Raw genomic sequence first — 13,764 nt, 5'->3', positions numbered from 1 at the left:
TATGAGGTGTTACCCATGAATCTGACTAAATTTTCTATACAGCGGCCCATCGGTATTGCCATGATTGTAGCTTTTTTTGTCGTTCTCGGCCTGTTCAGTTTTTATAAAATCGGCGTAGAATTACTGCCGGCGCTGAATACGCCCTATGTAACCGTTTCCATCGCCTATCCGGGGGCCAATGCGGACTCGGTGGAACAACAGGTCGTAAAGCCGGCGGAAAATGCACTGTCTTCCGTTGCCAATCTCAAACACATGACTTCCCAGGCTTCATACGGGCAGGCGAGGATTACACTGGAGCTGGATTTTTCTGCCAATGCTGATGCGGCGGCCATTGATGCGACGAAGAAAATCAATGCCATACGGGGCAGTTTCCCGACAGGAATTGAAGAGCCGGTTGTCATTAAGCGGGATATCAATGCCACTCCTGTCATGTATATTGCCGTGCAGTCGTCCCGGCCACTAGATGATATATATGCCAAGGCATATAATGATTTTCAGGATGTGCTCCAGCAGGCTGACGGTGTCTCGGAAATCAATCTCAATGGTGGACGGGATAAAGAAATCGCCGTTGAAATCGACAAAAACAAGCTGGTTCATTTTGACATGACCCTGGCAGAAGTGATTTCTGCGTTAAAGTCAGAAAATCTGCTTATGCCGTCCGGAACGGTCTATTCATCCGGCACAGCGACGGACGTCCGGGTGAAGGCACAGTATGCCAATGAGGCTGAATTATCGCAGATTGAAATCACCAATGCCAAAGGCGCCCGGATTCCACTGACAGCCGTCGCTTCCATCAAGCGGCAGGATCAGCGGGTCACCCGCTATGCCCGTGTAAACGGTGAAGACGCCATTGTCATGGAAGTATATAAAAACAGTGATGCCAACGTCGTCTCGACAGTAGATAATGTCAATAAGAAATTGGAAACGCTGAGGCAGGACAATCCGGAATATACTTTTACCGTGACCAGTGAATCAGCTTCCTATATCCGTAATTCCCTGCATAACACATTGCAGACACTTATCGAAGGACTCTGTACGACCGGCTTGGTCCTGTTCTTTTTCCTGCGGGGCTGGCGGTCTTCACTGGCCGTTATGGTAGCCATACCGACATCTCTTATTTCTACGTTCTTTGCCATGTATATGGCCGGTTTTACCTTTAATATGATGTCTCTCATGGGGATGACTCTTTGCATTGGTATCCTCGTAGACGACTCCATCGTTATTCTGGAAAATATACACCGCCATATCCGGAGCGGAGAGCCGCCGGAGACGGCAGCCCTCAACGGCCGTATGGAAATCGGCATGGCCGCCATTGCCATTACGCTGTGCGACGTAGTCGTTTTTCTGCCTATCGCTTTTATGACGGATATGGTAGGACAGTACTTCAAACAATTCGGCCTGACTATCGTATTTGCTACCTTGTTTTCTCTCTTTGTTTCCTTCACCCTGACTCCTATGCTGGCATCCCGGCTGTTTAAAAAAGGGGCAGAGGTAAAGAAGCGGCCTTTGTGGCAGTTTATGGACCGCATGGAAGAACGGGCCTGTCAGGAATATACGAAGATACTGACATGGAGTATCGATCATCCACGGAAACTGGTCCTTCCCATCCTGTTTTTGTTTGCAGCGGCTCTGGGACTCCTGGTCAGCGGTGCCGTAGGGTCGGAATTTATGCCGCAGACAGATGAAAGCGGGTTCCGCGTATCCATCCAGCTGCCGGCAAATGCCAGCCTGGACAGAACAAATGGCGTTGCCCGGCAGATAGAAGATTATCTGAAAACCGTACCGGAAGTCACTTATTACACGGCTATGGTAGGAGGAAAGCGGCAGAATGAAGCGACTGTCAAAGTGACGCTGGATGACCGTCGCAACCGTTCCCGGTCTATCTGGGATGTGACCAATGAGGTGCGTAAATTCGCTGCAGCTCATGTGTGGGATGGTACGGTGCGGGTCCGGGAAGACCAGGCTTCCGTAGCCGGTACATCCGGCGGCTATGGCGGAGGATCCGGGAATCTCCGGCTGGAACTCCGCGGCAAGGATAATGAACGACTGCTCCAGAAATCGAAAGAAATCGAAACATGGATGCAGACGGATATTGCCGGCCTCAACGGAGTCAGCAGTTCGTATGAAGATGGCATGCCTGAATACCGGCTTGTCGTGGACCGGATAAAATTAAAACAGTACGGGGCATCACTGGACGATCTCAATAAAAACTTCTCCAACGCTATCAGTGGACAGAAAGCGGGAGTATTGCCAAACGATGTTAAAAACGATAATAACGATACGGACATTTATGTACGGCTGAAAGGTGCCGATTCCTTCGGCGTATCCGATCTCAGACGGATCCCACTCAATGCCAATGGTCATATCATCTTTGTCAGTGACGTGGCTCAGATTGTATCGGCTACAGGGCCGGTCACAATCCGTCGTACGGACAAAGAACGGAGTATTACCCTGGGAGCCGTGCCACAGGGCAGACCGCTCAGCGATATCATTCAGGACATAACGGCCCATTTGCAGACGATGGACTTGCAGGGAATCACCTACCGGTTTACCGGACAGGCAGATCAGATGACGACGGCATTCAGGAGTTTGGGCGAAGCCCTTGGATTATCGCTCATCCTGATATTCATGATTCTGGCGATTCTCTATGAATCCATCAAAACACCGTTTATCCGCATGTTTTCTCTCCCTCTGGGCCTGATTGGTTCTGTGTTCCTTCTGTTCCTCACGAATAATACGCTCAATCTTTATTCATTGATTGGTATTCTGGTCATGGACGGCATGGTGGCGAAAAACGGGACTCTGCTCCTGGATTACACACTGACGCTGATTCATGAGCAGCATATGGATGTACGCAGCGCCGTCATCGAAGCCGGACGGGTCCGGCTCCGTCCTATTTTCATGACGACTCTTACGATGATTGTGGGGATGCTGCCGACGGCATTATCTATGTCAGCCGGCTCAGAGACCCGGTCCAGCATGGCCGTTGTCGTCATTGGCGGCCTGATTACATCGACCGTATTTACCCTTGTGATTATTCCTATCCTGTTCCTTTTTATTGAAAACCACAGACCGGGCAGGAAAGGGGCTGATTCAGAGAAACGGCGCGTTACCGGATAACGGGTACGCAAAGTGGGGCAGAATCAGCAACAATATAACTTTTTTTACAACGCAGTTTATATTTTCTTAAAGAAATATTCTTATACTATGGGCACAGGAAAAAAGAATTCTCTGATTTCAGATAGCTTCATTCCCTGAAATGATGAAAGGTGATTCTATGATATCGATCATTACCCCCGTGTACAATGAAGAAGAAAATATAAACTGCTTTTATGATGCCGTCACGGCCGTTATGAAACAAGTGGGAATGGATTATGAACTGATATATGTCAACGATGGATCCCGCGATGGGACCGAAAAGGAAATCAACCGGCTGGCAGCTGCCGATCCTCACGTCCGGGCTGTTTCGCTGGCACGGAATTTCGGTCATCAGATTGCACTTACCTGCGGAATGGATCTTTCCAGCGGAGATGCCATCATCACGATGGATGGGGACATGCAGCATCCACCGGCCCTGATTCCTGCGCTGATAGCCCGGTGGCAGGAAGGATATGATATCGTCCAGACCGTACGGGAAACGACGGAAAATGCCAGCCTTTTCAAACGGGTTACATCGGCTGCCTATTATAAGCTCATGAATGCCATATCTACGACGCCTGTCGTTCCCGGAGGATCTGATTTCCGGCTCATGGACCGGAAAGCCATTTCCGTCTTCCGGCGCTTCCGCGAACACAGCCGTTTTATCCGTGGTATTGTAGGAGGACTGGGATTCCAGCAGACGACGCTGTCATTCAAAGCACCGGCCAGACATGCGGGCACGTCGAAATTTTCCCTGCGAAAAATGCTTCATCTGGCTATGGATGGCATCATTACCAATTCGACGGTACCGCTTCGTATGACCTTTTATATCGGATTCCTGGGAGCCTTTGCCGGGCTGCTGATGATTATATACGTTTGTTACTGTCACATTGCAGGCATTACCGTACCGGGCTGGTCAACGACGGTGATTCTCCTGGCAATCTTCGGCAGTGTCAACCTCATGGCTCTGGGCATATTAGGTGAATACATCGGCCGTATTTTTGAAGAAACGAAACAGCGGCCGTTGTACTGGCTGGCCAGTGATTCAAAGGAAACAGAACCGGACCGGTCCTTTACCGGCCGGTGATGCCAACAAAAAACTATCATCGATATACCGGACGAATCCGGGAATATCGATGATAGTTTTTTGTCTTTATAACAGGGACGACAGTAATTCTTTTGTATAGGGCTGCTGCGGATGAAGGAATATCTGTTCTGCCGTACCTTCCTCTACAGCGCGGCCGTGGTGCATGATGAGAATCCGGTCTGCCATTGTCCGGGCCAGATAAAGGTCATGGGTAATGAACAGGCAGGCTATGTGATGATGCTGGCAGATGCGGCGTATCAGGCCTGCGATGTCATTGCGGATAGTGGCATCAAGGGCACTGGTCACTTCATCACAGATGAGAAGTTCCGGGCCTATGACAAGGCTGCGGAGCAGGGCTGCTCTCTGACATTCCCCTCCGCTGACTTCATGGGGATAGCGCCGGATAAGATCTCTTGTCAGATGGACTTCTTCCATATGATGCCGGAGCATTTCCGGGGTACATGGAATGTGATAATTGTGAATCCCTGCCAGAATGCTTTTTTCCAGTGTAAACCGGGGATGAAAAGACCGGTACGGATGCTGGAAGACCATCTGTATGTGATGGTACAGATTCTTCCGTTCTTTTTCCGGAACATGGGTGGTATCCTGATCGTGAAAAAAGATATGGCCGCTGTCTGCCCGGGCAAACTGACAAATGAGGCGGCAAAGCGTACTTTTGCCACTGCCACTTTCTCCGGCCACAGCCAGAATTTCGCCAGGTGAAAGAGAAAACGAAAGATGATCTACGGCAGCAAAACGATGACCGTTATGGATATAGGTTTTTGTCAGATCCTGTACTTCAAAAAACATAAGACAATCCTTTCAAAGTCCGGAATGAGAGAGCAATTCCCGTGTATAAGCAGAGCCAGGGTGTTTCAATACAGCCGGTGCCGGTCCGTATTCCTGGATCCGGCCTTTTTTCAGGACGAGAAGGGTATCAGCCAGATAGGCTGCCAGACGCAGGTCATGGGTGACGAGGATGATGGCTGTGCGATGATGACGGCGCAGCCGGAGCAGGGCATCGGCCATTTTTTTCTGGGTGATGCTGTCTACGGCCGATGTCGGTTCATCAGCCAGGACCAGCCGTGGCGGGATTATAAGGGGAAATAAGAGTTCAGCCCGCTGGATCATACCACCGGATAGTTCCTGCGGATAAGAAGAAAGACTGTCTGGCGGCAGGGATAAAAGGGCGGCACGACCGGACAGGATGCGGTCAAATTCCTGATGACAGAGCCCGGCAGTGCGGGCGGCATCCCAGAGCTGCTGGTATACCGTACAGACCGGGCAGAATGACGTCAGTGCATCCTGGAATACGACACTGATTCCTGTAGGGCGGAGTGCTTTCCAGGATGACTGGTGGTGGAGCCGGTGGCCGTCCCAGGTAATGATTCCCCCGGTGATGCCCGTGCCCGGTGCCGGCAGGCCGGCAGCTGCGCGCAGCAGTGTCGATTTGCCGCTGCCACTTTCACCGGCAATCACCAGTATTTCCCCTTCCTGCAGAGTAAAGGAGATATCGGTTGCTAAAGGCTTGTTTCCGGCACAAATGGTAATATGCTGAAACGTAAGGAGAGGTTCGGACATAATGAGAGGCTCCTGGTTCTATTGGATATCTAATTCCGGTGTGATTTCATAGTAATCACAGGGATGAGCAGAAAAGCCGGTTACGTTCTTTTTCATGACAATATTCATCTTCAGGAATGAGGCGTACCATACGGCATTGTCATCGAGTACCTGCTGCTGGATCTGTCGTGCCAGTTCTATGCGCTTACCGGCATCAAAGGTATTGTGGAGTTCATCTATCATTGCATCAGTCCGGGGATTGCTGTAGTTGCCGTTGTTATACGGCTGTCCCGAATAGATTTTGCTCATGAGATAATATTCCGGATCTCCTGTAGGCGCCGTCACGATTGCCTGGGCGTAGATATCATACTCCCCTCGTTTCAGGAAATCTTTGTAATTATCCGTAGCGTTGACATCGAGCTTGATGCCGATATCCTTAAGGGCCGACTGGGCGTATTCGGCAAGAAGGGGGAGTTCCTGACGGGACGTATAAGTCAGCCAGCGCAGCGTCAGGGGCTGACCGTCCTTTGTGACATAGCCGTCACTGTTCGTTCCGGTATACCCCGCTTCTTTCAGCAATGTTTTGGCTTGTTCCGGATCGTATCCAGGGCCATTCAGACCTCTGCCATAAGGCATCGTGTTGGGAAAAGCACCTGTAGCGGCAACGCCGTTGCCATTCAGCAGGACGTTTACAAATGTATCTTTATCCAGTGCCATGGCGATGGCTTTACGGACGCGGTTATCCTGAAGGGCCGGTGTCTGGAAATTCATGGCTGCCTGATATACGCGGGACGTAGCAGTCGAACTGATTGTATATCTGCCGGTATCCTGGAAATTCGGCAGACTGGCATAGGGCAGCCCCTGAACAGCATCGAGTTCTCCGCTTTGCATAGCCATGGATAAAGAGTCGCCGTCGGTAATGCTCCGGACGACGATTTTATCTAATTTTGGCTTTGTCTGTCCCCAGTACTGGTCGTTCTTTTTAAGTTCCATGCCCTGGTCGGTCACTTTGACCGCCACATAGGGGCCGGTACCGACAGCGATTCTGTCTTTGATGCCGGCTTCCATATCGATAATAGCACTATACGGATCTGCCAGGTAATGAATCAGGGCGGGTACTTTTTCTGACGAGTGGATGGTGACAGTCTGACCATCAGCGGTAATCTGGTTGATTTTCAAATCATGGGGAGCCCGGTCGTTCCGCCTGATGAGGTCTTCCAGACAGGCTTTAACGGCGTCACCGGTTACTTGTTTCCCGTTGGAAAAGGTGATGTCATCACGCAGCTTGATTTTTAGCGTATGATCATCTATTTGTTCGTACGATTCAGCCAGCCAGGGCTGGACATTCATTTCATTATCGAATTTAAACAGTGTTTCTCCTACTCCATAGCGGATGGTACTCCAACCACAGTAGGTATCATGAGGATCTGTGCTGGCGTTCTGCATAGCCGGGCCGTAGGCCATGGTCCCATAATGAAATACCTTCCCTTCTTCTTTGGCTGTTTTGCCTGCATCGGAGCCACAGCCTGATACGAGCAGGGCTGCTCCCAGAAGGGCCGTGAGCAGATACTTGAATTTGTTATTCATACAGTTCACCTCGGCGTTTTAGAATCGGCCAGATCCCGCAGACTATCGGCAAAAAGCTGGAATATGGCCACGGTGATGAATATAGCAGCACCTGGAACAAAAATAGTCCAGGGGGCAGTCTGAAGCAGGTTGCGTGCACCGCTCATCATGGATCCCCATTCGGCAGCCGGCGGGGCAGCGCCGAGTCCCAGAAAAGAAAGACCGGCGATTTCCGTGATGATTGTACCGATATCCAGGGCGGCCGTGATCAATACGGGCCCTATGATTTCCGGAAGAATCTGCACAAGCAGAATTTTTAAAGGAGAAAAACCGCTCATACGGGCTGCCTCGATATAATATTCATGATGCAGGGGCAGTACCTGATTGCGTACGAGACGGGTGTATTTGGGCCAGGCAACGGCGGCGATGGCTGCGGCAGCATTGAACGTACCGCCACCCAGTATGCCGGCCACGGCAATGGCAAAGACCATGGAGGGAAAGGCGAGGAATACATCAGTCAGGCGAAGTAACAACGTCGTTGCTTTTCCTTTATGATAGCCACAGATCAGTCCGATAAAGGCACCGAATGAAGAGGCGGCAAGGGCGACTGCCAGTGCCGTACATACGGTTGTCCTGGCTCCCGACAGGGTACGGGACAACATATCGCGGCCATAGCGGTCTGTTCCCAGCCAGTGCACTGAATCGGGCGGTCTGAGTGCCATAGACAGATTCTGGTCGTACGGGCCGAAGGGCATGATATAGTCCGCCAGAAGAGAAAGAACAAGAATCAGCAGAATCAGGGAGAGAAAAAAATAAAAACGGTTCCGTTTTGAACTACGCATGAGTCAGTCCTCCTTTTCCCCGATGGTAAGGCGCGGGTCGAGAAAACCGCAGACGATATCCGAAAGGAGATTGACTCCGACGTATATAACGGACATCCAGATGACATAAGCCTGGATAATGGGATAATCGCGCATCATAATCGCATCTACTGCCAGCTTCCCGATGCCGTCCCAGAGGAAGATAGATTCGATTATGGCAGCGCCGCCCAGCAGTGATCCGGCGGATACGGCGAGCAGTGCCAGAAGGGGAGCCAGTACGGCACGCAGTACGTAGTGCGTAATAACAAATGGGTATGATAGCCCCCGGGACAAGGCGGCCTGTACATATTCCTTGCTCAGCTCGTCGAGGAATACGGCCCGTATCTGACGCATGTATTTGGCGGACATGGCTATAGAAAGAGTAAGGGCTGGCAGGATGGGCACCATGGATAAACTGGTGCCCAGAAAAGAAAAGACATGCCATTTTACAGCAAATATATATAATAAAATGATAGCAATAAAAAAGTCAGGCAGGGAATTGCCGGTAAACGATAGCAGGCGGACCAGATGATCCCAGATACTGCCTTTACGGATTGCGGATAGAATACCCAGAGGCAGGGATATGAGCAATGTCAGTCCCAGTGCCAGCATCATTAATTCGATAGTAGCGGGCAGTTTGTCCATAATCGTTGTCAGGACGGGCATGCCGGAAACGAAGGAATTTCCCATATCACCATGGAGTATGTTGATGACCCATACCGCATACTGGGTCAGAAAATCCTGATCCAGCCCCAGACTGGCGCGGCGGGCAGCCGCTGCTGCTTCATTGGCTCCACCGTTCTGGTCGTACAGAATATCGACTGTATCGGTCGATACGGTATGCATCAGAGCAAACGACAAGAATGTAATGCCTATCAGGATAGGAATAAGGTGCAGCAGCCGCTGCAATATATACCGTTTCATGGAAATACCTCTTTCCTATGAGGATTCATTAGTAATATCGCCTTTAATTATAATATGATTTTAAAGAAAATGGTAAGCCCGGCAGGGGGATGTAAGCAATGAAATTCCCTTATAGCGGATTCAGAGATTCTGCATCTCATCATGCCCCCGGAGGGGATAGGCAAAGGAATTTTTTGCTTATATACTTTTAAGTAAATATACGGGTATGCTACATATGATGAGGGGTGAACTACAGATGGGAGAAATCAGTAAACAAATTCAAAGCTATTGGAACCGCCGCAGTCAGGATTTCAGTGCCGTACGGCGGAAAGAACTGGCGAGCCGTGATGCCGATGCCTGGCAGTCGTACATTATGAGGTATCTGCCCCAGGGCCGCAGCCTGCGCATACTGGACATTGGTACGGGCCCGGGGTTCCTGGCAATTCTCATGGCGCGTCTGGGACATGATGTCACGGCCATTGACTCCTCGACGGGCATGATACAGGAAGCCTGCCGGAATGCAGAGGAATATCATGTATCCGTCGATTTTCAGACCGGTGACGCCCAGGCACTGCCTTTTGCGCCGGCTTCGTTCGATGTTGTATTGTCACGCAATCTGACATGGAACCTGCCAGATGCAGTGAAAGCGTACCGTGACTGGTACCGTGTACTGCGTGACGGCGGACTGCTTTTGAATTTCGATTCCGATTATGGCCCGGTCCGGTTTACATCGGCTGCGTCGGAAGAGAAAAATATTCATCATGATGTCGATTCGGACCTTATCCGGGAGTGTGAATCTCTGAAGGACGCCCTGGCTATCAGCCGGGAATGCCGTCCCGCGTGGGATATGTACCGGTTGCAGGATATTGGATTTACCGATTGTCAGTGTGCAGAAGATATCCGCCCCATAGTCCATATTTCATCGTCTATGCAATATGATTCGGCTCCTCTGTTCTGTCTTTCGGCACACAAAAGCAGTTTGGCCTGGACTGCCCATTAATTTGTTCTGTTCCCGTTGACACACGACGACTGTGAACGTATTATAAGACATGACAACTTGTGACAATACTTTCAGATAATGGTGAAGGCAATGGATAAAGAGCATGTATTTTTTGAAAATTATGCTGGAACTTGGGACCGGGACCGTAAGGAAAATCCGGAAATTTTGTCTTTTCTGGTAACATTGATGGGGCTTTCTGCAGGTGATACCGTACTCGATGCCGGTAGTGGCACAGGAATTCTGCTGCCCTATCTTCATCGGGCCGTTACCGGTACAGGACGGATAGAAGAACTGGATTATTCCCATCGCATGCTGGAACAGGCCCGACAAAAATTTGCGTCGGTCCCGGGAGTCACGTATACAGAGAAAGATATTTTAAAGTATAAACTGCCACAGAAGACCTATGATGCAATTGTTTGTCTGAATTTTTACCCTCATATTGCACAGTATAAAGAAGTCTTTATCAAGAAAATGACGGCAGCACTCAAACAGGACGGGGCCCTTATCATCATGCATGATATGCCCCGGAGCCGGGTCAATGCGCTGCATGCCCGGGGGGAAGAAGGGCAGTCCTGTATTCTCCCTCCCGTAGATATTATGGCAACGATGCTCATTACGGCAGGGCTTTCGGTAACGATAGCCATGGACACGGACTCATATTATTTCATCAAGGCGGAAAAAAAGCAGTATATCCCTTACGAACAATATCCGGAGTTCCCTGTTCATGATGACATACCCGATACAGATGGTACCTCTCATGCACATGGACATAGTCATACCCAGACGAAAGCTGTCATGAACCGGCTGGCCCGTATCAGCGGCCATCTGGAAGCCATCAAGCGTATGGTAGAAGACGGGCGGGATTGCAGTGATATCCTGATCCAGATTTCCGCTGTCGATTCAGCGCTGGTGAGTGTGGGTAAAGTCATTCTCCGCGATCATATCGACCACTGTATCATTGATGCCGTAAAAGATAATGATATGGAAGCCGTGGACAATTTAAAAAAAGCGATTACGAGGTTTATCAAATAGGAGCGTTCATGGAACTGCAGGACAGGGCCCGGGCTGTGGGCCAGCGGTGGGATTATTGTGCCGCCGGATACGACAAGATTATAGAAGAAGAGCGAAAGACCCAGGAAGATTGCTGGCTGCAGCTTCTTATGACACATCGGCCCGTCCGTTCCGGGACCCTTCTCGACGTAGGTACGGGGCCGGGATTTTTTGCCATTCTCATGGCAAAAGCCGGCTGGCGGTCGGTTGGGATAGACTGTTCGGCAGCCATGATAGAAACGGCGTCGCATAATGCCCGGGAAGCCGGCGTCGATGCCTTATTCCGGCAGGAAGATATCCATGCTGCGTCTTTTCCAGACGGGTTTTTTGATTACATTGTCTGCCGGAACGTTACCTGGATTTTGTATAATCCGGAAAAAGCCTTCCGCGAATGGTTCCGGCTGTTAAAGCCAGGAGGCCGTCTTTTGTATGTGGATGCCAACTGGTATTATGTGAAAGATGAAGCAGAGCAGGTGGCACGGGACCGCGATGAAGCGGAATACCGCCGATTGTACGGCAGCCCTGTCGATACGTATTGTGGTGATGCTGCCACAGATCAGGCGTTTCAGCAGACGCTGTTTTTTAATCACATCGACCGGCCGCTCTGGGACCGGGAACATCTGCCGCAATTCGGGTTTACTAACGTGCAGGTTACGCCACGGCTGAATGAACAGGTATATGATGAAAAATACCGGCTGCTATTCCGTTCTATTCCGCTTTTCATGGTCACAGCTGATAAAAAATGATAATGAACAGGGAACGCCAGATGTTTCCTGCACGAAACGGGACTGTTTTTACAGAGCAGCCCCTTTTCTTTTTCTCCGGCAGGTATAAGATACAGAATAAGGAATTGTATGTTATAATACGATAAAGAGACTCCTCTTACAAAAGGATGTGATACGATGCAATTACGCATTATATGTGGAGATATAACGACCTGGCCGGCACAGGCCATTGTCAACTCGGCCAGCGAAAGCCTGATGAGTACAGGCGGCCTGGATAACCGGATTTATCAGGCAGGCGGCATTTCGCTGCGGGCTGCCTGCAGCAGTCTCGGAGGCTGTCCGGAAGGAAAAGCCGTGCTTACTTTTGGATATAAACTGCCGGCCCGTTATGTGATTCATACGGTGGCCCCGTTCTGGCGTGGTGGCGGCCATCATGAAGAGTCGCAGCTGCTTTCCTGTTACCGGGCCAGTCTGGCTCTGGCCAGGGAAAGGGAAGTACATCATCTGGCCTTTTCTTCCCTTGGGACGGCAGATAAGCGGATTCCGCTGAACCGGGCAGCCGATGTAGCGATTCCCGTCCTTCTGGAAGAAGGATTTGGCTTTTCGCATATCGACCTCGTCTGTGAAACACGGGAAGAACAGGATGCCTACACCAAGGCGGCTGTTTTTTACTGGTTGCAGCAGATCAATGATGCGGCTAAAGAAGATATACACGCCATATTGGAAAAGGCGCTGATGGCTTTGACCGTGCTTCGTCAGACCAGTGATGGCCGGGAACCGATGGCCCAGGCGGATATGCTCTTGTCCCTGCGGCACACTCTGCATCCTTTCGCAGCGCTACCGGCACCGCGGAGCATTATGAATCTGGAAAGTACGGCGCGTCAGGTGATGGATATATATCATCAGGCCGGGACGAAGCCGCAGGTAAACTAAAAGGAGATAGGAACGATGGATACTATTATTATTGGCAGCGGAGGCAGTCACGAAACCGATTTGTCCCTGACCTGTCCGGCGTGTCATGAAAAGGGCGTATTCCACACCTGGGACTGCATTAACGGTTCCGCCGACCCATCGATGCGCCAGCGTGTGCTGCATGACCAGTCGCTTTTCTTTTATACCTGCCCTCATTGCCAGCGTGCCATCCGTGTAGAAGAAAAATGCCTGTATATTGATAAAAAGAAGCATTTCATGGTATGGCATATTCCCGATTTAAAAATGACCGTTACCAGCGGGGAAGTCGAAGATTTCTTGGGACAGCAGGATTTTTCCGGTTATGACTGCCGGGTAGCGCTGACCTGGGGAGAATGGCGGGAAAAGATTATAGAAATGGAAAGTTCCTTTGATGACCGGCTGTATGAACTGGTTAAATATGGCGCATATCAGCTCCTGAAACAGGAACAAAAAGAAAAACTGCCTCTGGAAATGTACCATCTCGATTATGCAGACGATCAGTATCAGCCGGATCAGCTGGCTCTGGTATTCATGGAAGAAGACCAGAAGGGAAGCGGCTATGTATATCCTGTGAATACGAAGATGCTGGAAGTGACGCACGACGTATTTTTGCCGGTTTTGCAGAAACTTGCTCCACAGGCCGGAAAAGGTGTGTTTGAACGATATGGATATGCCTGGGCAGAGCATTTTATGAAATACATCATCGGAGCGGCGAAAAAGCCCGGTATGGAAACGTACAGCCAGCTCGTCGGATTCTGGATACGGACCATAGGGCGCGAGATTTTTCAGACCGAACTGAAGGGCAAGTAAAACTCATGCGCACAGAAAACAGAGGCTGCAGCAAAATGGCTTTAAAAGTGAACTGCTCCCCGTCAATAGGACAATAAAAAATATAAGATTTTTTTGGTCGGCAGATTCGTCTGC

General features: G+C 50.3%; 12 protein-coding genes. 7 read left to right on the top strand and 5 right to left on the bottom strand.

Annotated elements, in window-relative coordinates; genetic code table 11:
- Positions 1-15: 15 nt before the first annotated feature.
- Positions 16-3,120, top strand: coding sequence for an efflux RND transporter permease subunit (locus DW949_RS11815; RefSeq protein WP_118023418.1), 3,105 nt, complete (start codon positions 16-18; stop codon positions 3,118-3,120).
- Positions 3,121-3,277: 157 nt separating this feature from the next.
- Positions 3,278-4,225, top strand: a complete 948-nt coding sequence (locus tag DW949_RS11810) for a glycosyltransferase family 2 protein (RefSeq protein ID WP_118023417.1) — start codon at positions 3,278-3,280, stop codon at positions 4,223-4,225.
- A 66-nt stretch (positions 4,226-4,291) separates the two neighbouring features.
- Here the strand turns inward: DW949_RS11810 and DW949_RS11805 are convergent, their stop codons facing one another.
- From DW949_RS11805 to DW949_RS11785, 5 genes are read right to left on the bottom strand one after another with little or no spacing between them, the layout of a single operon-like run.
- Positions 4,292-5,035: an ABC transporter ATP-binding protein gene (locus DW949_RS11805; RefSeq protein WP_118023416.1), complete on the bottom strand. Its 744-nt coding sequence runs from the start codon at positions 5,033-5,035 to the stop codon at positions 4,292-4,294.
- 12 nt (positions 5,036-5,047) lie between these two features.
- Positions 5,048-5,806, bottom strand: a complete 759-nt coding sequence (locus DW949_RS11800) for an ABC transporter ATP-binding protein (RefSeq protein ID WP_118023415.1) — start codon at positions 5,804-5,806, stop codon at positions 5,048-5,050.
- A gap of 18 nt (positions 5,807-5,824) precedes the next feature.
- A complete protein-coding gene (locus tag DW949_RS11795) occupies positions 5,825-7,372 on the bottom strand; it encodes an ABC transporter substrate-binding protein (RefSeq protein WP_118023414.1) in 1,548 nt (515 codons plus the stop codon).
- Between the two features lie 5 nt (positions 7,373-7,377).
- Entirely contained in the window at positions 7,378-8,193 is an 816-nt protein-coding gene (locus tag DW949_RS11790) for an ABC transporter permease (RefSeq protein WP_118023413.1), read from the bottom strand.
- A gap of 3 nt (positions 8,194-8,196) precedes the next feature.
- The gene (locus DW949_RS11785; protein ID WP_118023412.1) at positions 8,197-9,135 is read right to left on the bottom strand and encodes an ABC transporter permease; all 939 of its coding nucleotides are present in this window, start codon (positions 9,133-9,135) and stop codon (positions 8,197-8,199) included.
- Between the two features lie 235 nt (positions 9,136-9,370).
- Between DW949_RS11785 and DW949_RS11780 the strand changes: the two genes are divergently transcribed.
- The 5 genes from DW949_RS11780 (at position 9,371) to DW949_RS11760 (ending at position 13,650) form a co-directional block, all read left to right on the top strand.
- Complete coding sequence (locus DW949_RS11780) at positions 9,371-10,114, top strand: class I SAM-dependent methyltransferase (protein ID WP_199595900.1); 744 nt, start codon at positions 9,371-9,373, stop codon at positions 10,112-10,114.
- A 90-nt stretch (positions 10,115-10,204) separates the two neighbouring features.
- On the top strand, positions 10,205-11,146 hold the full coding sequence (locus tag DW949_RS11775) for a metal-sensing transcriptional repressor (protein WP_118023410.1): 942 nt from the start codon (positions 10,205-10,207) through the stop codon (positions 11,144-11,146).
- 8 nt (positions 11,147-11,154) lie between these two features.
- Positions 11,155-11,910: a class I SAM-dependent methyltransferase gene (locus DW949_RS11770; protein WP_118023409.1), complete on the top strand. Its 756-nt coding sequence runs from the start codon at positions 11,155-11,157 to the stop codon at positions 11,908-11,910.
- Between the two features lie 156 nt (positions 11,911-12,066).
- Entirely contained in the window at positions 12,067-12,822 is a 756-nt protein-coding gene (locus DW949_RS11765) for a macro domain-containing protein (protein ID WP_118023408.1), read from the top strand.
- A gap of 15 nt (positions 12,823-12,837) precedes the next feature.
- Positions 12,838-13,650, top strand: a complete 813-nt coding sequence (locus DW949_RS11760; protein WP_118023407.1) for a CpXC domain-containing protein — start codon at positions 12,838-12,840, stop codon at positions 13,648-13,650.
- Positions 13,651-13,764: the final 114 nt, after the last annotated feature.

Origin of the sequence: Megasphaera sp. AM44-1BH (assembly GCF_003467125.1) — a bacterium.
Taxonomy (GTDB): Bacteria; Bacillota; Negativicutes; order Veillonellales; family Megasphaeraceae; genus Megasphaera.
The sequence above is the reverse complement of the archived record's forward strand: the minus strand, read 5'-3'. Positions and strand labels throughout refer to the sequence as shown.